19 protein-coding genes are annotated in these 25,490 nt (G+C 34.7%); 7 read left to right on the top strand and 12 right to left on the bottom strand.

Annotated elements, in window-relative coordinates:
- Positions 1–9 precede the first annotated feature (9 nt).
- Positions 10–2,577 carry an ATP-dependent Clp protease ATP-binding subunit gene (locus tag AC6EIY_RS04110; protein WP_498507742.1) on the bottom strand — a complete coding sequence of 856 codons (2,568 nt, stop codon included), beginning with the start codon at positions 2,575–2,577 and terminating at the stop codon, positions 10–12.
- A gap of 195 nt (positions 2,578–2,772) precedes the next feature.
- Positions 2,773–3,222 (bottom strand): ribosomal protein S18-alanine N-acetyltransferase, encoded by a 450-nt coding sequence (gene rimI / locus AC6EIY_RS04105; RefSeq protein WP_498507741.1) that lies wholly within the window; start codon positions 3,220–3,222, stop codon positions 2,773–2,775.
- A 98-nt stretch (positions 3,223–3,320) separates the two neighbouring features.
- Here rimI and lysA point away from each other — a divergent pair, with 98 nt between their 5' ends.
- The 6 genes from lysA to AC6EIY_RS04075 all read left to right on the top strand — a co-directional run bounded on the left by lysA (position 3,321) and on the right by AC6EIY_RS04075 (position 8,984).
- Positions 3,321–4,685, top strand: a complete 1,365-nt coding sequence (lysA, locus tag AC6EIY_RS04100) for a diaminopimelate decarboxylase (RefSeq protein WP_498507740.1) — start codon at positions 3,321–3,323, stop codon at positions 4,683–4,685.
- Between the two features lie 29 nt (positions 4,686–4,714).
- Entirely contained in the window at positions 4,715–5,617 is a 903-nt protein-coding gene (gene cdaA / locus AC6EIY_RS04095; protein ID WP_498507739.1) for a diadenylate cyclase CdaA, read from the top strand.
- Complete coding sequence (gene uppS / locus AC6EIY_RS04090; protein WP_498507738.1) at positions 5,614–6,384, top strand: undecaprenyl pyrophosphate synthase; 771 nt, start codon at positions 5,614–5,616, stop codon at positions 6,382–6,384. The genes cdaA and uppS overlap by 4 nt, the downstream gene beginning before the upstream one ends.
- Positions 6,385–6,477: 93 nt before the next feature.
- Positions 6,478–7,521 carry a biotin synthase BioB gene (gene bioB / locus AC6EIY_RS04085; RefSeq protein ID WP_498507737.1) on the top strand — a complete coding sequence of 348 codons (1,044 nt, stop codon included), beginning with the start codon at positions 6,478–6,480 and terminating at the stop codon, positions 7,519–7,521.
- Positions 7,522–7,527: 6 nt separating this feature from the next.
- A complete protein-coding gene (gene trhO, locus AC6EIY_RS04080) occupies positions 7,528–8,487 on the top strand; it encodes an oxygen-dependent tRNA uridine(34) hydroxylase TrhO (RefSeq protein WP_498507736.1) in 960 nt (319 codons plus the stop codon).
- Entirely contained in the window at positions 8,484–8,984 is a 501-nt protein-coding gene (locus tag AC6EIY_RS04075; RefSeq protein WP_498507735.1) for a hypothetical protein, read from the top strand. Before trhO ends, AC6EIY_RS04075 begins: the two co-directional genes overlap by 4 nt.
- 20 nt (positions 8,985–9,004) lie before the next feature.
- On the opposite strand, the gene lipA is transcribed toward AC6EIY_RS04075, so the two are convergent.
- Both lipA and recR read right to left on the bottom strand, forming a co-directional pair.
- Positions 9,005–9,928 (bottom strand): lipoyl synthase, encoded by a 924-nt coding sequence (gene lipA, locus AC6EIY_RS04070; RefSeq protein ID WP_498507734.1) that lies wholly within the window; start codon positions 9,926–9,928, stop codon positions 9,005–9,007.
- Positions 9,929–9,939: 11 nt separating this feature from the next.
- On the bottom strand, positions 9,940–10,539 hold the full coding sequence (recR, locus tag AC6EIY_RS04065) for a recombination mediator RecR (protein WP_498508146.1): 600 nt from the start codon (positions 10,537–10,539) through the stop codon (positions 9,940–9,942).
- Positions 10,540–10,658: 119 nt separating this feature from the next.
- Here recR and psbP point away from each other — a divergent pair, with 119 nt between their 5' ends.
- Positions 10,659–11,204: a photosystem II reaction center PsbP gene (psbP, locus tag AC6EIY_RS04060; protein ID WP_498507733.1), complete on the top strand. Its 546-nt coding sequence runs from the start codon at positions 10,659–10,661 to the stop codon at positions 11,202–11,204.
- A gap of 1 nt (position 11,205) precedes the next feature.
- Here psbP and AC6EIY_RS04055 read toward each other — a convergent pair whose 3' ends face one another.
- From AC6EIY_RS04055 to AC6EIY_RS04020, 8 genes are all read right to left on the bottom strand, one after another.
- Positions 11,206–12,996, bottom strand: a complete 1,791-nt coding sequence (locus AC6EIY_RS04055; protein ID WP_498507732.1) for an ABC transporter ATP-binding protein — start codon at positions 12,994–12,996, stop codon at positions 11,206–11,208.
- Positions 12,997–13,017: 21 nt separating this feature from the next.
- Positions 13,018–13,275, bottom strand: coding sequence for a hypothetical protein (locus AC6EIY_RS04050; protein ID WP_498507731.1), 258 nt, complete (start codon positions 13,273–13,275; stop codon positions 13,018–13,020).
- A gap of 47 nt (positions 13,276–13,322) precedes the next feature.
- Positions 13,323–15,089 carry a DEAD/DEAH box helicase gene (locus AC6EIY_RS04045; RefSeq protein ID WP_498507730.1) on the bottom strand — a complete coding sequence of 589 codons (1,767 nt, stop codon included), beginning with the start codon at positions 15,087–15,089 and terminating at the stop codon, positions 13,323–13,325.
- Positions 15,090–15,236: 147 nt separating this feature from the next.
- Positions 15,237–16,958 carry an AAA family ATPase gene (locus tag AC6EIY_RS04040; RefSeq protein ID WP_498507729.1) on the bottom strand — a complete coding sequence of 574 codons (1,722 nt, stop codon included), beginning with the start codon at positions 16,956–16,958 and terminating at the stop codon, positions 15,237–15,239.
- On the bottom strand, positions 16,955–20,740 hold the full coding sequence (locus AC6EIY_RS04035) for a UvrD-helicase domain-containing protein (protein ID WP_498507727.1): 3,786 nt from the start codon (positions 20,738–20,740) through the stop codon (positions 16,955–16,957). The genes AC6EIY_RS04040 and AC6EIY_RS04035 overlap by 4 nt, the downstream gene beginning before the upstream one ends.
- Before the next feature lie 93 nt (positions 20,741–20,833).
- Positions 20,834–21,394: a methyltransferase family protein gene (locus AC6EIY_RS04030; RefSeq protein ID WP_498507726.1), complete on the bottom strand. Its 561-nt coding sequence runs from the start codon at positions 21,392–21,394 to the stop codon at positions 20,834–20,836.
- A gap of 13 nt (positions 21,395–21,407) precedes the next feature.
- Entirely contained in the window at positions 21,408–24,704 is a 3,297-nt protein-coding gene (locus AC6EIY_RS04025) for an exodeoxyribonuclease V subunit gamma (RefSeq protein ID WP_498507725.1), read from the bottom strand.
- A 27-nt stretch (positions 24,705–24,731) separates the two neighbouring features.
- A complete protein-coding gene (locus tag AC6EIY_RS04020; RefSeq protein ID WP_498507724.1) occupies positions 24,732–25,469 on the bottom strand; it encodes a pyridoxine 5'-phosphate synthase in 738 nt (245 codons plus the stop codon).
- Between the last annotated feature and the right edge of the window lie 21 nt (positions 25,470–25,490).

Genomic DNA, 25,490 nt, shown 5'->3' with positions numbered 1-25,490 from the left:
TATTGAAAGTTAAACAGCAGCACTAGCTAATTCTGGTGTCGAGCTATCTTTGCCAAGATGTTTAACTATTACTTTTTTACTTTCATCAATGTCAACTTCTGCTTTGTCTCCATCTTTTATCCTTCCAGATAAAAATTCTTCGGCAAGGCTATCTTCTAATAATCTCATTACTGCTCTTCTTAAAGGTCTAGCCCCGTAAGAGGGATTGTAGCCTTCTTCTACTAATCTTTCTTTGAAATCATCTGAAACGGTTAATGATATCCCTTTTTCTTTTATCCTTACGAATACTTCTTTTAACATTATTTCAGCGATGTCTTTCACTTCATTTCTAGATAGTTGTCTGAAGACAATTATTTCATCTAATCTATTTAGAAACTCAGGTCGGAAATATTGCTTTAGTTCTTCATTTACTAATGATTTAATCCTATTGTATTGAGTATCTTCTAAATTCTCCCCTGAGAATTCAAATCCCAATCCTCCACCACCTTTCTCAATAACTTTAGATCCAATATTTGAAGTCATTATTATCAAAGTATTTTTGAAATCAACAGTTCTTCCTTTTGAATCGGTTAATCTTCCTTCCTCGAGTAATTGAAGTAGCAGATTAAATACATCTGGATGTGCTTTTTCTATTTCATCAAATAAGACAACTGTATAGGGTCTTCTCCTTACAGCTTCAGTAAGTTGTCCACCTTCATTAAAACCCACGTAGCCAGGAGGCGAGCCTATTAATTTACTAACAGTGTGTCTTTCCATGAATTCAGACATATCTAGGCGTATCATTGCTTCTTCACTGCCAAAGAAATAGGCCGCCAAAGCTTTAGTAAGTTCAGTTTTTCCCACTCCAGTTGGCCCAGAGAAAATAAAACTGGCGATTGGTCTGTTTGGATTTTTAAGACCAACTCTTGCTCTCCTAATTGCTTTTGAAACCGCTTTGACTGCTTCGTCTTGACCAATCAATCTTTGATGCAAGGTGTCTTCCATATTTAAAAGTTTGACTGACTCGCTCTCTGTCAATTTCTGAACGGGAACGCCTGTCCAAGATGCGACAATATGAGCAATATCTTCCTCATTAACTATTGGTTGAGATACTTTTAGTTCATCTGACTGATTACTTGATTGATCAGCACTTTCATTAGTTTTCATCTGATTATCACTAGAGTTAGCCTCAGAATTTGGTGAGGTTTTTTGTCTAATATTTTGCAAAAGATTTCTGATTTTATCTCTAAGTTCGACTTCTTTTTCCCTAAGTTCTCCAGCTTGGGTGAAATTTTGATCTCTTACTGCCTCTTCTTTGCTCTTTTGTATTTCCCTTAATTCTTTATCAACTTCTTTAGCCTCAGGTGGCAATTTGGAATTGAGTAATCTAACTCTGCTACCTGCTTCGTCTATTAGGTCTATGGCTTTATCAGGTAAAAAACGGTCTGATATGTACCTGTCCCCAAGATTAGCGGCAGCATTTAATGCTTCGTCAGTAATCTTCAATCTGTGATGTTGCTCATATCTCTCTCTCAACCCTTTAAGAATTTCTATTGTGTCTTTTATTGAAGGTTCTCCAATCATTACAGGTTGGAATCTACGTTCCAACGCAGCGTCTCTTTCTATATGCTTGCGATATTCATCAAGCGTTGTAGCTCCAATACATTGAAGTTCTCCTCTCGCTAAAGCTGGTTTCAATATATTTGCAGCGTCGATTGCTCCCTCAGCAGCACCTGCTCCTATTAAAGTATGAACTTCATCAATAACAAGGATTACATTCCCAGCAGATTTTATTTCTTCCATAATTTTTTTTAACCTTTCTTCGAATTCACCTCTATATTTGGTCCCTGCAACAAGTAAACCAATATCAAGTGTTAGAACCCTTTTTTCTTCGAGAATGTCTGGAATGTTGCCTTGTTGAATTCTCTGAGCTAAACCTTCGGCGATAGCTGTCTTTCCTACTCCAGGCTCTCCAATTAAAACAGGATTATTTTTTGTCCTTCTTCCAAGTATTTGAATTACACGATCAATCTCAGAATGCCTTCCAACAACAGGATCAAGCTTTGATTCGCTAGCTAATTTGGTCAGGTTTGTTCCAAATTCATCAAGTGTTGCAGTTTTGGCTGATCCTTTTGAGGAACCTCCACCAGTAGTAACTTCAGCGGTTTCACCAAGCATTCGAACAACTTGTGTCCTGACTTTAGTTAGATCAACCCCTAGATTTTCAAGAACTCTTGCTGCAACTCCTTCTCCTTCTCTAATAAGGCCAAGTAATAAATGTTCAGTTCCAATGTAATTATGGCCTAGTTGTCGAGCTTCTTCCAATGAAAGCTCAAGTACTCTTTTTGCTCTTGGAGTAAAAGGTATTTCTACAGCAACGAATCCAGACCCTCTTCCTATTATTTTTTCAACTTCCACTCGTGAATCTTTAAGATTCACACCCATTGATTTAAGAACTTTTGCGGCAACTCCAGTGCCTTCTCCTATGAGACCTAAAAGGATTTGTTCCGTTCCAACAAAATTGTGCCCAAGGCGTCTTGCCTCTTCTTGAGCAAGCATGATGACTTTTATTGCTTTTTCTGTAAACCTCTCAAACATTTAGCTTTAGCCATTTACTGTTAGTTCCAATTTATCAGGGTTAAGTGTGAAATGTGTACGGTTAGGTTTTTTTTTATAAAGGGTAAATATTAAGTGTTCGTTGAAAAATAATTAAAAGTATTAATTGATGCAAAGAATGATCGATTTATTTATGTTTTGTTTCGGTAAACCGTACTGAAGTATTGCTTTTTTTTGTTAATTATCTGTTTCTTTTGTAAGAAATAGAGCACTATTTCCATCTTCGTAAAAGTTAGATCTTTTAGCTATTGTTTTGAAGCCCATGGATTTGTATAAAGCTTTCGCAGGCTCGTTTGTCATTTTAACTTCTAAATGTATTTGATTTGTTCGTAAAGACCTTGAACGTTTGATTAAATCTGATAAGAGAAATTTACCTAGTCCTTTCCTTTGATGTACTGGATGAACGGCAATTAAAGTTATGTGCAATTCGTCCAAAACTAACCATGAAGAACAAACCCCTAAAATTTTTTTCGTTTTTAGGTCCATTATTCCTATACAAATCCTTTTAGAATCTGTTAATTCTCTTTCCCATTGAGACTTAGTCCAAAGACCTTTTAGTGATTTTTGGTCTAGTTCCAAGCAATCATTTATGTGCATCATCCCAAGTTCAATTATTTTGAGATTCATATGCATCATTTAATTGATTGATCCTTCTTTCTTTAAAAAGAATACCAATTGGTTAATTGATCTCTAGATTGGATAAATATTCAAGTGAAAATTTTTCCATGCAAGGCTCAAAAGCTTTCGAACCCAATAGGGATATACATAGTCCAAATCTAAACATAGCCCCAATTACTTCGGAAATTAATGAAAGTGAAAAATTATTAGTTGGTGGATGTCAACTTAGCGAACTCGCAGAAAAATATGGAACACCTCTTTATGTCTTTGATGAGTTGTCACTTAGGACTGCATGCCAAACCTATGTCACTTCTTTGGAAAAGCATTATCCAGGAGATACTCTTCCTCTTTATGCTTCAAAAGCAAATAGCTCAGTAGCAATTTGTGCCTTAATTGCTTCTGAGGGTTTTGGCCTTGATGCAGTATCGGAAGGTGAATTACTTACTGCTTTGAAAGGAGGAATAAAAGGGGAAAATATCGTCTTTCATGGAAATAACAAATCTCACGATGAGTTGAATTTTGCCTATAAAAATAACGTGACGATTGTATTAGATAATCATCATGATATTACGTTGCTAAAAAATATTGCTAACGATAAAAAACCAGCAAAATTAATGTTGAGATTTACTCCTGGAATTGAATGCCATACTCATGAATATATTAGGACTGGACATTTAGATAGCAAATTTGGTTTTGATCCAGATGACATAAAGTCAGTTTTAGAGGAATTAAAAACATATAAATGGGCAAATTTAACTGGTTTACATGCTCATATAGGGTCTCAAATTTTTGAAATTCAACCTCACGTTGATCTTGCTAGTGTGATGGTCGATACGTTCAAGATTGCTAAGGAAATTGGTCATCCAATAGTTGATCTGAATGTAGGAGGAGGTCTAGGGATTAAATATGTCCAAGAAGACAATCCGCCATCTATTGAAAAATGGATTGAAGTTATTTCTAATGCTGTGGTCAAGGCTTGTAATGAAAGAAATATAGATTTGCCAAGATTAATGTGTGAACCTGGCAGATCTCTTGTGGCTAATTCTGGGCTTACTATTTATAAGATTGGAGCTAAAAAAGTTGTTCCTGGAGTTAGAACCTATTTATCTGTTGATGGAGGTATGAGTGATAATCCTCGCCCCATAACTTACCAATCTCTTTATAGTGCGAGCTTGGTAGACAAACCATTGAATACAAATCTTGAAAAAGTTACTATTGCTGGGAAGCATTGTGAATCTGGGGATATTTTGTTAAAAGATTTTTTTCTTCCTTCCTGTGAAAGTGGTGATTTTCTGGCTGTTTTTGGAACTGGTGCATATAACTACTCAATGAGTTCTAATTACAACAGAATTCCAAGACCAGCCACAATTATGGTTCGTGATGGTCTTGCCGAGTTAATTCAAAGGAGAGAACTTCCTGAAGATCTATTGCAATTAGATGTATTGCCTGATCGCTTTATTCGCCGGAATTAGGTAAGTTGAAATAACGTTGAGGAGTAGGAGTGAATTTTTGGTGGCTTATAAACTTGAATGTTCTACTTGATGTCTTGTTCGCGACCTCTCTCGGGGTTCTTCTTTTTACAAGAGTTAGAGAGCAAAGAACATTATGGCTTTTGAGAGGTTATCTATTTCTGGTTTCATTAGCTTGGTTCGTGCAGAGATTTGCGAATTTACCAATTACTTCAAAACTTGTTGATGCCCTGGTTTTGGCCTGCTCATTATCTCTAGCAATTTTGTGGCAAGGGGAATTAAGGAGATTAATGGAATTATTAGGTACTGGAAGATTAGCTGTGATTCTTGGCAATACTCAAAAAGAATTTAGGGCAAGTTCTAATACTTTCGCTCAATTAACTGAAGCAGCGGGTCGTTTATCACAAAACAGAAAAGGAGCGCTAATTGTTGTTGATATGGGCAGTGATTTACGTCCTGAAGATTTCCTCTTCCCGGGAGTTCCAATAGATGCTCAATTATCATCTGAATTACTATTAAACCTTTTTGCCGCAGACACCCCTCTTCATGATGGGGCTGTTTTGGTAAAGGGGAATAGAATTATTTCTGCAGGGGTAATTTTGCCTCTTTCAAGACAAGGAATTAGTAGGTATGGAACTAGACATCTGGCTGCTCTGGGAATAACTGAACGATTTGATCGATGTATTTGTGTTGTGGTTTCAGAAGAATCAGGTACCTTATCTTTAGCTAGCCAAGGACGACTCGAAAGACCTATCACAAGCAGTAGATTACTTGACCTTTTGCAAGAATTGTTTGATCCCTCTAATTCATCTTCAACCAAATCCACCAGCCCTAATTCTTCATTGAAAACTTCTTCCACTAATAATGACCCTAAAAGTTCTCAGTCCAGAGTTAATCTTGGGATAATCAATGACGGCAAGGAGTCTTTAAATTGACTTACCCTTCTGTGATAAGTACTGATAATTCTGGAGAGGTGTCTCCAATACCCAAAGATTTGGATAGCCTCCGGATGCCCAACCATATTGCGGTAATTATGGATGGGAATGGAAGGTGGGCAAAATCAAAAGGTTTACCTAGAACGGTTGGACATAGTGCTGGTGTTGAGGCTTTAAAAAATACTTTGCATTTATGTAGTCAGTGGGGAATAGGAGCTTTGACTGTATATGCTTTCTCAACTGAAAATTGGTCTAGACCTAGAGAAGAAGTGAATTTTTTAATGACACTTTTTGAAAGTGTTCTCAAACGTGAATTGAGTAATTTAAAACTAGAAGAAGTAAAAATTAATTTCTTGGGCGACCTTGACCCTTTACCCACTACATTAAAGGATTTAATAAAAAAATCAGTCGAATCAACTTCTCATAACAAAGGAATTCATTTTAATGTTTGCACTAACTATGGGGGACGACGTGAATTGGTAAGAGCTGCACAGAAGTTGGCTGAACGTTCCGTTAAAGGTGAATTAGACCCTTCTTTGATTGATGAAAATTTATTCGCCTCTGAATTATTTACAGCAAGCGAGGTTGATCCAGACTTGCTTATTAGAACTAGTGGTGAAAAAAGAATAAGTAATTTTCTTTTGTGGCAATTAGCTTATGCTGAAATTCATGTTACGGATGTATTTTGGCCAGACTTCAACGCTGAAACTCTTACTAAGGCTCTACTTGACTATCAGTCTCGTAGAAGGAGATTTGGTGGTGTATGACTAATATTAGGGAATATATTTAGTTATGTGATTTTTTATAGATTATCAGCTACAACTAAATAGTAATTTAATTTTTTATATTTAGATTCTTTTATGACTCTAATTAATCCTAATATTCGAGAGTCTGATGAATTCACTATTAAAGATGACTCATATTTAGATTTTAATTCTATAAAAGGAGGAGATCTTAGGCATGATTGGTGCTTAGAGGAAGTCAAAGAGATACTGGATTTGCCATTAATGGATTTGTTATGGAGAGCTCAAATAGTTCATAGGTCTTACAACCCAGGTTACAAAGTTCAACTCGCTTCTCTTTTAAGTGTGAAGACAGGGGGCTGCTCAGAAGATTGCTCATATTGTCCTCAATCTGTGCATAATGAAACAAGGGTTCAACCCATTCCTGCCCTTCAAGTTAAGTCAGTCCTTGATAGAGCAAGAGCTGCTAAAGATGCGGGGGCAGATAGATTTTGTATGGGTTGGGCTTGGCGTGAAATCAAAGATGGCAACACATTCGATTCAATGCTTGAAATGGTTAGAGGTGTTAGAAAACTTGGCCTTGAGGCGTGTGTTACAGCTGGTATGATTACCGATTCTCAAGCCTCTAGGTTGGCAGAAGCAGGTTTAACAGCTTATAACCACAATCTAGATACAAGTCCTGAACATTATTCCAATATTATTTCAACCAGAACATATCAAGATCGACTTGAAACATTGAGAAGAGTTCGTATGGCAGGCATTACAGTGTGCTGTGGTGGGATTATTGGGATGGGCGAATCTGTTTCCGATAGAGCATCTTTGCTTAGGGTTTTAGCAACCTTAGATCCACATCCAGAGAGTGTACCTATTAATGCTTTAGTTGCTGTGGAGGGTACACCTATGGAGGATTTATCTTCTATTGATCCATTAGAGATGGTTCGGATGGTTGCGACAGCAAGGATCATTATGCCTAAAAGTCGAATTAGACTAAGCGCAGGAAGACAGCAATTAGGTAGAGAAGCTCAGATACTATGTCTACAAGCTGGAGCTGATTCTATATTCTATGGGGATACACTTTTGACTACAAGTAATCCGGAGGTGGAGGCAGACCGTAAACTTTTAGCGGATGCTGGAATTACTGCTAATTTCTCTCAAGAATAAGTAGGCATGAAAACAGAGGATAGCCTCAAGAAATTTAAGTATAAAATTGCTGCGTTTTACAATTTTATACCTCTTGTTGATGAAAAAATTCTTTTAATCAGAGAACAATTAACTAACTTGGCTACGAATCAGGAAATAAAAGGTACTATTTTATTGGCTTATGAAGGCGTTAACGGTACAGTTTGTGGGAATGAAAATGCGATAGTTCAATTCATTGAAACCTTAGAGAAATTGTTAAAGGTACCGCATATTAATGTCAAATATAGTTGGTGTGAAAAACAGGCATTTAGACGCTTTAAAGCTCGTCATAAAAAAGAAATCGTCACGATTGGGCTAAAACAAGTTAATCCTTCCAAATCTGTTGGTAAATATATAAAAGCTTGTGAATGGAATGAGTTCTTAGAAGATCCTGATACTGTTGTTATTGATACTCGTAATGAGTATGAAATAAAAATTGGGAATTTTCCAAGAGCTCTAAATCCTCATACAAGCTCATTTCGTGAATTTCCTACATGGGTTCAAAAGCATTTAAAACCTTTAATCGAGGAGAATCCCTCTATGAAAATAGGGATGTATTGTACGGGAGGAATAAGATGCGAAAAAGCTACTTCTTATTTGATAGATGAAGGTTTTACCGAGGTACATCATCTTGAGGGTGGAATTCTTAAATATCTAGAGGATGTTTCCCCTGAGAAGAGTTTATGGGAGGGTGAGTGCTTTGTTTTTGATCAACGCGTCTCTTTAGATCATGAGCTAGCACCAGGTTCACACACGATGTGTCATGCTTGTGGATTACCAATCTCCCCTGAGGATTTAAAAAAGCCAACTTATATAAAAGGCTTACAATGTGAGGCTTGTGTGGATAAATTTACTGATAGCGATCGAGCTAGATTTGCTGAAAGACAACGTCAAATTGATGAAATAATGAAACGTCTACCTGAAAATTCTATATGGCCTTCTTCATGACTAAACCTAATTTAACTCTATTAGAAAAAGAAGCATCTGATAGAGGCTTATTGCTGCGAATACAAGTTAGAAGACCTCTCAGTCTTTGGTCCTTTAAGCTGGTCGTTGGCGAAGTAACCAGTAATGAAAAAATTCAATTACTAGGTGAAATGAAAGGATGGGCATATCAAAAAACCAAAGGACTTCAGCTGGATACTATGAAGGTTGGTAAGAACGCCAAGTCTAAAGTAGGTGATTTAATCTGGGCTGCAACTATGGCCTGGACTATGGAAGAGACTCCATGTCGTAGTGCTAGATTATTGGCTATTTATGATGAAGATAATCAACATGAAATCTTACAACGTTATTTTCGTAAGCGTGGATTTAAGACTGTGCGTAAAGTAGGATCTTCCCCCTTGGATTTACCTTTGAGAATTGTTTGGGGAGGTGCAGGTGCGTTTATGGTAGGTGATTGTGAGAAAGTATTTGAAAGAAGTTATCGGAGTTGGTCTGAGTAGCTAAAACTATTTTAAGGAGACTAATCTAAGGTGTCATTCGCATGGTAACTGCTTCTAACTAGTGGACCGCTGTTTACTTTTTTAAAACCTAATCCCTTTGCTATTTCAGCAAAATCATTGAATTTTGCTGGTGACCAATAATGAGAAACTGGGATATGAGCAAGTGAAGGTCGTAAATATTGACCGATAGTCAAATATTGACAGTCGACTTCTCTAAGGTCTTTAAGGGTTTGAACTATTTCGTGAAATTTTTCTCCCAGTCCAAGCATTATGCCCGATTTTGTGGGAATCTTAGGATCGATTTCTCTAGCAAACCTGAGAAGGTTTAGTGAGTGTTCGTAAGTAGCACCTCTCCTGACTTCTCTTTGAAGTCTCTTAACAGTTTCAAGATTATGGTTGAAGCAAATTGGATTAGCTGAGAGAACTAGCTTAAGTCGCTCTCTTTGCGCCGCGACATTGTCCTTATTTTTGCCACCCCAGAAATCTGGTGTTAGCACCTCTATTGCGACACCAGGATTCAATGACCTGATTGCACCCATTGTTTTCGTGAATAGACTTGCTCCGTGATCTGGTAAATCATCTCTTGCAACTGCGGTTAGTACTACATATTTGAGATTCAATACCTGAACAGCATTTGCTACTTTTTCGGCTTCAAAAATATTTACTTTTTCGGGCGACTTCCCTTTCTCTACCTGACAAAAGGCACAGCTCCTTGTACAGATTGAGCCACCTAATAAAAAAGTAGCCGTGCCAGCGGCATAACATTCACCTCTGTTCGGGCATCTTCCTTCCTCACAGATCGTGTGTAATCTGTTTTCCTTTACGAGCTTTTGAACTTTTTCCAGTTGAGTTGCTTTACCAATGGACGGCTTGATCCAATTTGGTAAACGCTCTTCCGGAGGGAAGCAACTATATTTTGTTGTTTTTCTTGTTGTTGTTGTCATATGTTTGATAGTTAATCTAAGTCTCTACGACCTTCTAAAGCACGAGAGAGTGTTACCTCATCGGCATATTCCAACTCACTTCCAACAGGAAGTCCATAAGCAATACGAGAAACTTTTGTGAATGGTTTTAGCAATCTACCCACATAAAGACTAGTGGTATCCCCTTCAATACTTGGTGTTAAGGCAAGAATGACTTCTTTGATATTTTCTTTATCGACTCTTTTAATCAGACTTGATATTTCAAGCATTTCTGGTCCTATCCCGTCCATCGGAGAAATTAATCCACCAATTACATGATAAAGACCTTTGTACTCTCGAGTGCGCTCAAGAGCAAGCAAATCTCTTGACTCAGAAACAACGCAAATGAGTTCTTGATCTCTTTGCCTGTTTAAACAAATTTCGCATTGTTCTCCTGCAGTTAGATGAAAGCACGTCTTACATTGACCTACTTGACTTTTCGCATTAACCAGCGCTTCTGAAAACAATCTTATTTTGTCTTCTGGCTGACGCAAAAGATGAAGAGCTAATCTTTGAGCAGTTCTGGGGCCGATACCAGGCAATTGCTCAAACTGATCAATTAATTTTGATAATGGTTTTGTGAAGCCGCTCAGAGTTCAAAAGCAATTAACTTGAATTTAGTCAGAGTTTTATCTGGGTTGCACTAATTTAAAGAAGATTACCGTCAGTTAAATTAGAAATGTATCAAAATAGTGATGCTTGAGTCTTCAAAATGATCAAATTTTTTCGAACATCTTTTAAATCCCTTTTGGCTATAGCTTTGGTCTTGACGCTCGGAGCTTGTTCTACAGGAGGTACCGCAGGCTTGGAACCTTTTAAAAGCCAAGATGGGCGATATGGTTTCCTTTTCCCCACAGGGTGGACGAGAGTTGCTGTCGATAATGGACCGGAGGTTGTTTACCATGACTTGATCAATTCCGATGAAACACTCAGTCTTGTCATTTCAAAATTGGAGAATGAATTAGATTTAGATGATTTGGGTGGAGCGGATGCCGTAGGGCAAAGATTATTTGGTGAAAAAAATAGTAATAACTCTATTCAATTAATTGATGCTTCAGAGAGAGAAGTTAATGAGCGCAAATTTTATGATCTTGAATACTCTGTTGATTTGCAAGAAAAGAGTAGGCACGAAATCGCTACTGTCGTCATAGATAAAGGCTATTTGTATACACTTGCTGCTAGCACAAGTGAGCAACGTTGGTCAAAAATGCAAGATACTTTTAAAAGAGTAGTTAGTTCTTTAACTTTCTTTATATAATTTAAATATTATTTTCACCAGCTTGAATTTTCCAAAGGTTGTAATAGAAATCTTTGTTTTTTAGAAGAGAAATATGTGTTCCTTTCTCTATAATTTTACCTTTGTCTAAAACTATAATTTCATCAGCATCTATCACTGTGCTTAAACGATGTGCAATAACAATTGTAGTACAGTTATTTGTTATTTTCTTTAGAGACCTTTGAATCGCAGCTTCAGTTTCATTGTCTACAGATGCTGTTGCTTCATCTAAAATTAATATTGGTGCATTTTTTATAATTGCTCTTGCAATAGCAATTCGTTGCCTTTGTCCACCTGATAACTTTTGTCCTCTTTCTCCAACTATCGTTTTTATACCTTTTGGCAGTTGATTAATAAATTCAGTTGCTTCGGCAATATCTGCAGCATTTGTTATCTTGCCTTTATCAATATTTTGTGATCCATAGGAGATGTTTTCTTCAATTGTGCCTTGGAATAAATAGGTCTCCTGACTTACTAATGCAATACATCTTCGTAGACTTTTTAAATCCAATAATTCAATTGAGTTTCCATCAATTTCTATTGAACCTTTACTATTTTTGTATAGTCTTAATAACAGTTTTACAAGTGTACTTTTACCAGAACCGGTAGAACCTACAATTCCTACTTTCTTTCCGGGACTAATATCTAAATTAAAATTTTTGATAACTTGAGCCCGACCTTGGTATGTAAAATCAATGTTTTTAAATTTGATGTCACCTTTAACAGTATTAGGATCTAATCTGATTTTTCCAGTTTTAATTTTTACCGGAGTATCTATTAAATCTAAAACTCTATTTGTTGAGGCCATTGATCTTTGGTAATCATCTAAAATATGCCCTAACGTCGTTAAGGGCCATAATAATCTTTGAGTAATAAATACTAAAAAACTATATGTTCCAACTGGCATTAATCCTTTCCAAGCTTGAAAACCTCCAGCAATTAATATGGCAAGGAATGCGAATAGTATTGCGAATCTAATTAATGGGATAAATGCTGCTGAAAGCTTAATTGCCTTTCTATTACTTTCTTGATATGAATTGCTATCGAGTCTTAATCTTTCAAGTTCCCAATCTTCAGTGGCGAAACTTTTAATAGTAAGCATTCCACTGAGGTTATTATTAAGTCTTGAAGCAAGATCTCCAGCTCTATCCCTGACTTCACGGTAACGAGGAGCAAGGTTCTTTTGAAAATTAATCGATCCCCAAAGAATAAATGGAATAGGGATAAACGCAAGCAATGCAATGCCGGGAGCCAATAAAACCATTGCCCCACCAACTATAAAAACAGTAATTATTAATTGAATAATTTTATTAGCACCTTCATCCAAGAATCTTTCTAGTTGATTGATATCGTCATTCAGTACAGTTAAAAGCCTTCCTGTATTATCTGATTCGAAGAATGTCATCTCTAATTCTTGTAAATGATCATATGCTTTTATTCTTAAATAGTGCTGTGTCCTTTGAGCTAAATTTCTCCACAATAATCCATATAAATATTCAAAGAATGATTCAGCCGTCCAAATTAAAAATGAAATTATTGCAAGTGCAACTAATTGATCTGGGACAGTGTTAAAGCCAATTGAACCTAGCCATGAACTTTCTTTTCTTACTACTACATCAACAGATATGCCAATTAGAACAGGTGGTGCAAGATCAAAAAATTTATTTAATATAGAACAAGTAATAGCGGAATAAATCAGACGCTTCTGACTTTTAAGATTACTTAAAAGTCTTGCTAATGGGCTTCTATTTATTTTTGAATTTGATGTATACATTTGATTTAGATTGTTATTCTTCTAGAGATTATATTTTTCAGAAGCTTTTTCTCTACAGTAAGCGCGAGAGCTTTTTAACGAATTTCCAGAATTATATTTTTTAAAAAAACATTCACATGTAAAATCACTAATTTCCTTTAAATTTTGTTTGTTTTTGATATCAAGTTTTGATTTTAATGTTGCAATACAGAATTTATTAATAAGATTATTTCTAGTAGTAATTTTTTTCCCTTGAGCCTCAATTTTCATACCTATATCTATGAGAAGAAATGTGATCATGCTGCTGAAAAATAATTTACTAAGCATTTTATGGGTAGTTTTTTCTATCAGTCAGCTCTGTTTATCTGTAATTCTCTATTCATTACTTTGACTTTCTTTAGAGCTTGAAAAACATTGTCAGGCATTTGTTTTGGTAAATCTACTAGGCTGTAGTTTTCAAATATTCTTATTCTGCCTATAGATCTTCCTTTTAGTCCTGCTTCGTTGGCGATTGCTCCAACTAGATTCCCAGGCTTAACTCTGTCTCGGTGCCCAACTTCAACCCTGAATCTGTCCATCTCATCTTCAAGTCTGTTGTTATCAAAATCACCTCTGCGACGTTGTTTGAATTTATTGTCTCGTCGATCATTTCTTGTATTCCTTTGAGCTGATTGTCTGATCCAATCCTCATTCCCATTCTCAAGGAGTGCATTAAAACCAACAGCTAAATTTAATGCGGCAAGTGTTAAGTCTTTTGGATCTATATCTAATTCTTTTTCAACAGTTTCTATTAAATTCTCTAAAATATTAGTCTCTTCTGGGTTGTCTCTTTCGGTTGATGCCCCTTTGATTAATTTTGCTTTAAGCTTTTCAATTCGGTTTCTATTGATAAGTTCATTGTCTGGAATATCCATTTTTTCAATTGGTTGACCTACAGCTCTTTCAAGATTACTTAGAAATGATCTTTCTCTTGGATTTACAAAAAGAATAGCTTCACCATTCCTTCCTGCACGACCAGTTCTGCCAATTCTATGAACATACGCTTCGCGATCAAATGGCATATCATAATTTATCACTAAACCAATCCGATCCACATCAAGTCCTCTTGCTGCGACATCTGTAGCCACTAAAATATTGATAGAACCTTGCCTTAATCTTTCAACAGTTCGTTCCCTTTGATTTTGAGGAATATCTCCATTTAAAACAGCTACATTATATCCAAATGACTCTAATTTTTCAGCTACTACAATTGTAATAGCTTTTGTTCTCGCAAATATTATTACTCCTTCTTCTGATACAGCTTCAAGTACTCTTTGAAGTGCATTTACTTTATAAACATTTTGAACACTTATGTACCTTTGTCTGATAAGTCTCTCCTTCAATTTGGTTGCTTTTATAGTTATTTCCGCAGGACTATTTAAATATTTTTTTGATAACCTTCTTATCTCAGAGGGCATTGTCGCTGAGAATAAAACCAGTTGTCTCTCTTCTGGCAATTGTTCTAAAATCCACTCAACATCATCAATGAAACCCATTCTTAACATTTCATCAGCTTCATCTAGAACTAAACAGCTTAAATGACTAGTATTTAGAGTCTTTTGTCGCATATGATCCATGACTCGCCCAGGTGTCCCTACAACGACATCAACTCCTCTTCTAAGAGTGTTGATTTGATTTCGGAAATCAGAGCCTCCATATATTGCGAGTACTTTAAAATGCGGATGACCAGCGGAATATGTGCGAAATGATTCAGCTACTTGCATAGCCAACTCGCGTGTTGGAGCAAGAACTAAAACTTGTGGATGTCCAACATTTTTTTTAAGTCTTTCTAATATTGGCAACGCAAATGCAGCCGTTTTGCCTGTGCCTGTTTGAGCTTGCCCAACTAAGTCTCTACCAAGAAGTAACTCAGGAATAGCAGCTTTTTGAATCGGCGTGGGTGATGAGTAGCCTTTATCTGAGATTGTTTGAATTAGTTCTTGACTAAAATTAAATTCAGAAAATCCATTTTTTGAATTTTGATCAACTTCATCCAATATTTCCTCAGTAGTTTCCTCGAGAACATCTTGTTCTACTGGACATGAGGATTCCTCATGTGGGTTTTTAATTGTCATCTAATAATGGTTGCCTTTTTGTCCTTCAAATTAGGCAGACAACTTCCGATCGGTGTATTACCGTGCTTTGCTGACTCGCCTTGTTAAAGGGATATGTTTTGATTTTATCATCTCAAAAATCCTTTTAGGAATAAGTTGACCACAAATTTAAAAGTCTTCTTCTTTATTGGTAATTACAAGTAATTGTTTTTTTGCACGAGTTATTGCTGTGTAAAGCATTCTTTTTTCATAATCATCAGAATAAAAATTATTGAGCGTTTTATCTTCTGAAACTTTTGAGCTGCTTGGCCAAAGTAAGAGAACTTGATCAGCTTCACTTCCCTGAGCTTTATGAATTGTCATTGCATATGCCGCATCATATATATTTAACCTTGATGGGTTTATTAATCGAGTTACTAGTCTTTGCTCCTCAGAGAAAACATTAAATAAAAAACGTCTTTTATCGCCGTTGCCAATAATTATCCCAACGTCTCCATTCGCTAAACCTATTTCAGGTTGATTACTTTTTGCCATGATAGGTGTTCCTTCCCCCCACGTTTGTACTTCTTTCTCAAATCTCTTTCCTAAAAGGAACTCGTGGATTTTATTTACACCCCAAGGACCATATCTTTGCGGACAAAGTATAAGAAGATTATCTATGCATTTAAAGAGTTTAAGTATCTCAACTGATTGTTTTACCTCTATCATGCTTGATTGCCATGCCTCATTAGGTATATAATCGATACACTTTTCTGTTATGGTTTTAAGCTTCTTTCTATAGCTAACAAGAGTACTTACTACGGGATCTGGAACACTTTTTAGGGATGAAAGGTACTGACGCGTATTTGATGATTCATCTTTCATTGAAAGCATGTGCCAAAAAGCATCTACTCCTTCATCTTTTAGTGTATTTCTTAATAAAGCGATATCTCCTTTATTTCGATATGACTTTATTAGTTTGACTGAATTTTTTTGAAAGTTTGTTTTCGTTTCTTTATTTTGTAAAATTTGCCATATACCACTACTTCCTATTGGTAATAATTGGTCGGGATCACCTACTAGGATTATTTGACATGATTTCGTTAATGCATCGAGCAATCCGTTAATGGTTGACAAATCAACCATTGACATCTCATCTATGACTATAAGGTCTAATTTTAATAGACGCTGAGAGTTTCTTCTGAAGCCACTTGGTCCCGCTTCTAACCATTTATGTAATGTTTTAGAGGGGATATTAGTGAGCTTATCCTTTATGGGATCATCAAAATCTTCAATGCCCGCTTGAATAGTATCTTTTAGTTTTTTTGCGGCTTTCCCTGTTGGGGCAGCCATTGCAATATTAAGAGTTGGATTTCTTGTTAGTGCTTGTATAAGCATTTGAAGAATGGTACTAGTCTTACCTGTACCTGGGCCACCACTTAATAAGATGATTTGCTCGCTTTTAACAAGGTTAACAGCTTCTATTTGTTGAGTATTTAGCTGCTCTAGATTCTTAGTATCAATTCGATAAGATAATTCTTTTGATAGGTGATTAATAGTTTGGTTCCTTATGAGTATTTTATTAATGGTCTCAATAATCTCATTATGTGTTCGACGCCAACTGATCAAATCCCCATTTAAAACTATTGGGGAGTTATCTTCTTTAATCCATCCACTCTCTAATAAGGCTTTCATGTGACAGCTAGGCCAATCTTTATATTTAAGTTCAAGATTTTTAGGGATTTCTTTCATGTTTATATAAACATCACCTCTTGATAATCCATCCATTAATACATTTACTACATCAATTAAGGCTTCATTAAACTCTCTGGGTGGAAAATAGCGAATTAGAGTAGCTAATAATGACTTGTTTAAATCAGTTGAAAATTTTTTTTCCAAGGGTTCTCTCATTTATCTTGTCCTTTAATCAATAAATCTAATTTTTTAATTCTTTTAATAGGAGCAGGTTCGACTATTAAGCCTGGAGTATTTAGAAGAAAATTATTTTGTTCTAAATCCCCTTTATCTGGTAGTCCTCTCAAAAACACGTAAATGTAACCTCCAAGATGTTTTTGAGGTGAATAATCGGGGAGTCTCCAATTTAAAAATCTATGTAAAGCAAGTAAATATATATGGGCTTGAAGTGGATAGTGATGGTGGTACATTTCTTCATCCATTCTGGACATTGAATAATTTGAGGGACCACAAGAAGAGCCACCATTTTTTGATAGAGGACTTCCTATCCAGTTGCTTTTCCAATCTAAAACCCACCATTTAGCAATTTCATGATTTGGGTTATCTGCAAAAACTTGATCTATGGATCCGGTTAGGAAACCGCTGCTATAGATATTTAGATTCATCAGTTTATTTATATAGTCTAAGCCATATTTATTTTGAGGATCTTCTCTAAATATTGATGATATGTCGAAAGTATTAATTGGATTACCATTATGACAAATTGGGATATCAAATTTTAATTCTTTTATAGAGCTTTTAGAATTTAAATCTTTCATTTTAAATTTACCTAAAGGACCACCTAAAGGGATATTTGCAATTCTATTTAATAAATTATTAATTGGTTCAATAAAAGAACTACTTATATTAACTGTATTCAATTCTTCTCCTATTATAGATGAGACTTTATTTTGATCTTCGAGATCATTGAACTCTATTCTTTCAAGTATTTTATGAAGACATGTCCCTGCTATAGGGCCGGAAGGAAAATCACCAATAGGACTTTCTTTAGGCCATGTATGATCTTCTGATCTGTTAATACTTTGATCTTTCTCTATCAATACTTTATCAATTTTTGGGAGATATACATCCTTGAATTCATCTTTAAATTCATGATCTTCATTTAACTCATCTGAAAAGTCTTTCACAATTAATTCGCCATCTTTTTGTGTTATCCATTTTGAAAAACTATATCTTCCCCAACTATTATCAAACTGATGTTTAGGAATTTCTCCAAGTGATAATTTGACTTCGTTTTTCGGCTGAGTCCATGTTTTAATAGTTTCAATTACTTTTATATCTTGAATATCAACTTTTAGTTCCCTTCTCTTGAATGATTTTTCCATCATTTCTTTTGTATGTGCCTCCATGTTTAGATTTATTGATTCAGATCCAAATAAAAATCCTGAAAGAGGGTTCCCTTCTTGATCAGCGGCCTTTGCCCATAGGACTATTAATTGTTGTTTAGCTCTTGTAAAAGCAACGTAAGCTAATCGCTCTGCTTCATTTAATGATTCTTTTCTAATGAAATTGTAATATGAACTATATTTTTTATGCCATTTATACTTTTTAGAAATTAATAGATTTTGATTATCTTTCCATAAATGACTTTTTTTATCTGGAGGCTTTTGCCACAAGTATGGACAGATTACCAATTTAAATTGAAGTCCTTTACTTTTGTGGATTGTAATGATATTTACGGAGCTATTACTAATGACACTGTTAGGTTGATATTCTTCAGGTATTGTCTCTATGGACTGGAATCGTTGCTTACTAAGCCATTGTGAGGCTCTTAAAGCATTAAATCTCTGTCGATGGATCTGTTCGTCTACTAACTGAGAACTTTGATATAAATCACCTAACAAAGTTCCTCTATGAGAGAGGTCAGCTATTAACTTCCCTTCTAGAAAGTTTGATAAACACCCTAACAATCCAATCTTTGGAAATAACTTAGCAAGTCCATAGAACTTCGATGATAATGAATCAAAATCACCATTAATTTTTGATTCAATAAGTTTTTCCTTTCTCCATTGCATTAGCTCAGTACAGGCTAGTAGTGCAAGTTTTTGTTGGTCATATGGACTTACGATGCAGTTAATGAAAATCTGTAGGATTTGAGCACCCTCTCTAGTAAATATATTTTCATTGCTTAGGAGCTGTGAAGGAATTTTTATTTTTGACAAATAGCTATGGATCTTTGTGGCTTGATCGTGTCTATTGACTAGTATGCAAATATCTGATGGGTTTAAATTTTTTGGATTATTGTTTAATAGCTCTAACAAATATGATCCAATAATCTTAGGGATTTTATCCTCTATTTTACTTTTTGATTCTAATTTTATTCTTTGCATATGTGCTCCTTGACTGTTATCTATTAGGTTTATTATCGTCAATGGCTCTTTAATTCCATTCAGTTTTAGTAATTCTTGTTTTGAACATGGATTAAGTTCTTGAGTTGATAGCTTTGATCTTATTAAACCATTATCAAATAATTTATTGAGAGTTAAAATTAGCGATTTTGTACTTCTATAATTAGCATTCATAAAATCTATTCGATCACAAGATTCTCTGGCTTTTATATATGTATTTAAACTCCCACCTCTAAAACTATAGATTGCTTGCTTTGGATCTCCAATCATCAATAATAGATGTGATGGACTGTTACCAAAGGCCTCTTCTAGTAATCTTAACTGGACTGGATCAGTATCTTGAAACTCATCAATTAAGGCTACTTTATATCTATCTTTTAAGTTTTTATAGATATTATTAGGATTAACTTCATCTTTAATTTCATTACTATTTATTTTTTTGGGATCTAATAATTTAAGTAGATCAGAATAACTTATCAAACCTTTTTTCGATTTTCTTTTTTCAAGCTCCTTTTTAGTCCATAACAAAGCATGTTCCCAAACTAATTCGCCCGGACTATCATATAAATCTGCTACACAATCAAGAACTTCCTTCATTCCTTTTGAACAATAATCTATGCCATATTTCATCTCTAATTGATAAATATTTTTAGGATGAAAATACTTATTTATAAGGTTTTGATTTTGAATGTCTACATATGAAGGTCGCCTTTTCCCTTTATATTCTTCAATCCAGTTATTTAAGAGCTGATAACGATTCTTTTTGGGCTTCGAAGAGTATGGCTGTATCCTTGTAATACCCAGAGATTTTAAATACTTAGCAATTGCTATAAAACCATCTTCAAGATCTTGGCCCTTTTCTTGCCATATGGTTTTAAAGTCTATCCATAATGAATCCATTAAGTTGTTTAATTGCTTTGAAAGACTATCTTCTATCTTTAAGTTATTAAATGTTTGTCTGAAAATATTATTTGGATCATTATCTAATGAACTAAGAACTTCAATTAAATTCTTACGGTTGAAATTAGTTTTAAATATCCCTTTTAATTCTGAAGTTTCTATTTGTAATATTTCTTTTTTCCAATATTCTTCAACAATTTCATCTATTAGTGAATATGTATCTTTTACGATTGTTGGGTTTAAATTATTACCATTCTCAATAGCTTCTCGACGTAGAGTTTTACTACAAAATCCATGAATTGTTGTTATATCGGCAGTGTCAATTCTTTCTAATGCCTCTAAAAGTAGTGAGGCTATATGTAAAGCTCTTTCTTTGGATGTAATATTTAATTCGACCCATTCATTTAACACGCTGTCAATTTGAAATGGTTTTGCATTTGTATTTATTGATTCAATTATTTTTAATGCTAATATTAGTCTTTCAATGATTTTTGCTTTTATCTCTGATGCTGTTGCTTCTGTAAAGCTAACAACTAGTATTTCGTTTATTGAATATTCTTTTTCAGTCAATAACCTTAAGACAAGATGAGAAAGAGAGAATGTCTTTCCTGTACCAGCACTTGCTTCTATTAGACGCATTCCATTAGTTAAAGGATATTTGTTTGCTTTAAATAATCCTATATTATTCATATCTATTTTATTTTTAAAATCATAAAAGAATAACTCAAAATTGTTCTCTTTTTTTCTTGATTCTTATGTTTAAAATTGATTATAATTAACATTTTATGATCTCCAGTCTAAATACTTTATTTTTTTAAAAATAGCTGGCACTTCTTTCATATATTTTTTGTATTCAGGAAATTTAATTTTGAGTTTTTCTTCTTCCTTTAAGGCTTTTATCTTTAAAATATAAGATATTGATATGAAGAGAAATAGATGTATTAGACTCAAATAAAAGATACATATTCCTAAAGAAATAAATAAAATTCCCTTATAAAGGGGGTGCCTAGAATTTTGGTATGAATTATCTTTTATCAGAACCGATTCATTTATGGGATAAGGAAGTGGTGAAAGATTTTTTCCTAAATCTTGAAATGCTTTGATGACAATTATTAGACCTTTAATTGCAAATGAGAATCCAATAATTATAGAAATAGTCTTTATTGGAAATCCTAGATGGTCTATTTTTGGGTAGGGAGGTATGAAATGTAGGAGGATTAGTAATATTTGAGTAAATAAATACCACTCTCCTTTTGAATTGTCTAATAGGCCCTGCTTGCTAAACCCCCATTTAGATAAGATGGTTTTAATATCGTTAAAGTGATTGACTTTGTTTAGCTTCATTTTAGTTGATTAATTATTTTATGTTTTTTAGTAGTGGTTCATAGAGACTCATTAGCAAATTATTAAATGATTTAACTTCTAATAGAGTAGATGCTTTGCATTCTTTTCCAAAGCAAAGTTCCATTGTTAGTGTTTCTCTTTCTCCTTGCCTATATGAATCGCCTTCCCATCTCTTTTGAAATAAATCTCGCTCATTCTTATCTTCATCGTTTAAAGCAAAGGCATAAGCCAGGCCACTTTCAGGTGGTATTGGCCAACAATTTTTTCTTCCTGCGGCTGCTAATAGATGGATCTCTCTTAGTGTTTCAATTGCTTCTTGGGTATTTATTTGCAATATTTCCTTGCTTACTTCGAAATTAATTTTTTTGCTATAGTCTGTCCTTCTAGATATGATCAGCGTTTTAGAATTAAATGAACTATTTGCAGATAAATATAAATGATTTAGCCACCCTCTCATAAGAGTTTTGTATTTTAAAGTTCCAATTTCAATCTGTACTAAATTCTTCCCACTAAAGTAAAATTCACCTTCTAACTCTTCCATCTCTATACTCCTTTTCGAGATTTCACCTGTAGCGTATATTGCGGATATTAAATTATTCCACCGCTCTTCAAGAATATCTTCTTCTATTTTTCCAGCGCCTTTGGGAGGGAAAACACCTTTGCCAGAATAATTTTTTCTCCAATAGTTTGAATTGCATTTTAGGTTGTTAATTTTTCTGAGATCACTATTCTCTAGTCGATCTTTAAGCAGCTTATATCTTTCTAACTCTGATAGCTCTAGTAAATCATTGTCTTCAATAATATTGATAAATTCTTTTGATTGAATTTCGTTCTCTTTTAACCATGTTATTTGTGGATTGAGTAACCATTCTTTGGTGGTTTCGAAGGAATAAGAACTTAATTCGCTTACGTTTATTTCTTCCCATTTTATCGGTAATGCTAGTGAGACATTTTTATTCGGTATTGCTTTTTCTAGCCATTTTCTAGCTTCTAGATTCTTCATATCACAACTCATGATTTGTGATTTTTCGGTTTTTATAAAGTTGGAATGATCAAGAGGATTGGCTGGTGGCTCAATTAGAATATCTTGAAAGTCGTTGCTTCCTAGTTTGATTTTTAAATAATTCAGCCATTGTTGAATAGGACTTGGAGGTTCAAGATCTTCTCCTGTCTTTTCATCTTTGGAATTCCAAGAAAGTAAAAGATTTTGACGAGTTGAGATTAAAGCTTCTAACAATGAATAGCGGTCTTTGTCATATTGGTTAGGGTCTCCAAGTTCTCTTTTCCTTTCTAGGAGATTAAAACTTCTTCTATTATCTATTCTTGGAAAAGTTCTACTTTCTAGTCCCATAACGATGATAATTTGATGAGGTATTGCTCTCATTGGTTCTAAGGCACTGATTGTAATTTTTCCTGTCCTATGACCAAACCTACTATTTGTTAAACTTAATGCATTTTTGATAATTTCTTTGACTACTAAACAATCAATTTCTAGTTCACATTCATCTGCTATAAGCCCCCAATTATTAACAATAGTTAGTAGTTGTTGCTCTTCCCATGCCCATTCCCCACCATCCTCAAAAAAATCCTTTACGAGCGATGTTATAAGTTTTCTCCATTCTTTACTTGAACGTTTAGTGCGAATCTCATCGATATAATTGCAAAGTTTTGATAGTAAACCCCATGCTTTTATAAACTGTGTACTCGAAATATTCTCGGAATGAGGGGAGATATTTCTTATCCCATTGATTGGATCATTTGGTAAAATAAGACCAAGTAGAATTCTTTCTAGGCACCAACATAAGCTATGAGTTTCTTCCCCAAATCTTTCTGAAGAATCAAGCCCCCAAGTAAAACCAGCGGATTGAAGGCCTTTTATTATCTCACTCATCTCGTCAATACTTATATTCTGTTGTGCTTGTAATGCTGGATTAGTTAAGAGGTTTTCAAAAATTGATGCGGTTAGACGAGATGCAGAAATCTCTAACAGATTTAACACAAAATGTATTAAACCTACTTTATCTTCTTGACTTTTATCTGTTATTACCCATGGTAGCTGAGTAGTATTATGATCTATATTGTTAAATACTGAGGCGATTATTGGCGCATAGCTATCTACTTGTGGTGTCATTATTAGAATGTCTCTGGGTTGAAGTGCCTTATTATTGGCGAATAGCTGTAATATATGGTCCCGTATTAATTCAACTTGCCGATATCTCCCTGGAGATTTAAGGAAAAGTAGTGATTTGTCGGATTTTTCTCTAGATAAGATGCTTTCACTTTTTGTGCATAACAATTCTTGTTGTAGTTGTTCTAATAAATTTGGATTGTTCCCTTTATTAGTGGCGATATCTGCTGTAAGAGAAAAAATATCTTCCTCATTTCTATCTCCCAATTGATATTTTCCACTCCCCTCTAGCAACTGTTGAAATTCAGCTCCCATCCGTCCAAGGAAAGCTTCAAGTCTTGGAGACTCTAGTAACCATTGCTTGTCAGGAGGTGTGTTCCATGTGTTGCTAAATTGCAGTCTTCTTGCTTCACACCTTTGCCAAAGATCATTGCAAGGAGATATTAGATAAATTTTTATATTTACTACTTTTGATAATGCTTGAATTAAATCTATTTGCAATGGTGCCAGACTGCTAAGTCCATAGATGTATAGATTTTTTGGATAATCTGCTTTCGAAACATTATCTTTCTTTAAACGTTTAATAGCTTTTTCGACTTGGATGCAGAACGGATCTTTATTTATCTTTTTATGTAATAAATTAAATAATATTTCTTGCCAAAGGATATTTTTATTAACACTAATTTCTTTAGAAGTTTTCTTTTTTTTCTTCTTGCTTAACCATGCCTTGATAATTTCAGGTCTATAAAGGATGTAATCATCAAATACCTCTGCAATATTGTTTGCTAGTTCCCATAAATTCAGATTAATTTGCTTGTTTTCTTCCTCACTTATTTGTAGCCAGGATTTTATTACTTCTGCTTCCTCTTCTTTCATTAACTCTGGTAATAATTCTAAAATATTCCAAACAAGATGATTCTTTTCCCATGGATCTTTTTCATCTGGATCAATACCAATAATTCTTTTAACTAAACTTTTTAAATATGTTCCAGGGAAGGGGAATTTGACTAAAGCATTGATATTATTAATTATAGAAAGTTTTTCACTTAGCCATCTACTCGATGGCCATGTACTTACTAGAATGTTAACCTCTTCAGTTATTTCAGGAGGATTTAATCGAAGTTCTTGTCCCAGTATCTCTGCTAACCATTCAGCCTTATTACTTCGATAAATTGTTAGCAAGAGTCAAAATGCGATTTAAAGATATTTTTAAAGTAAGAAGTTATCTTTTCTTGGATTTATGATTAAGCCCTTCATTTCTCTTACTGCTTGAGAGAGACCTACTGAAAGGGCTCTAGAAATAATTGTATGGCCAATATTTAATTCTTCAATTCCTTCAATAGCTGCAATCGGTTCAACGTTCTGATATGTCAACCCATGCCCTGCGTTTACTCTCAAACCATAGGATTTAGCTTTTGCTGTGCTTTCTTTAAGAATGGATAATTCCAAACCTCTTGCCTTATTCTTTGTTATTGCATATTTACCCGTGTGCAGTTCAATCCAGGCGGCATTTACTTCAGCACAGTTTTCTAATTGAGCCTGGACTGGATCAACAAAAAGACTAACTGGTATATCCTCATCTGAAAGACGTTGGATAAGTTCCTTTAATTTTTTTTTGTGTTTAATGACATCGAGCCCTCCTTCTGTAGTGACCTCTTCCCTTTTTTCAGGAACTAATGTAACCATATCTGGTTTGAGATCTAAGGCTATCAAGGTCATTTCCTCAGTTGCTGCCATTTCCAGATTTAGTCGAGTATGTACAGTCTCTTTTAGAAGATTTAGATCTCTGTCTTGGATATGCCTTCTATCCTCTCTTAGATGAACTGTTATACCGTCGGCACCACCTAATTCCGCTAAAAGAACCATTTTTACTGGGTCAGGTTCAAATGTCTTACGAGCTTCTCGGACATTTGCTATGTGATCAATGTTTACTCCAAGACTTGCCATAGGTATTTTAAATATACTTTA

Source organism: Prochlorococcus sp. MIT2304, from assembly GCF_059772405.1.
This window is presented reverse-complemented; position numbering and strand designations above follow the sequence as displayed.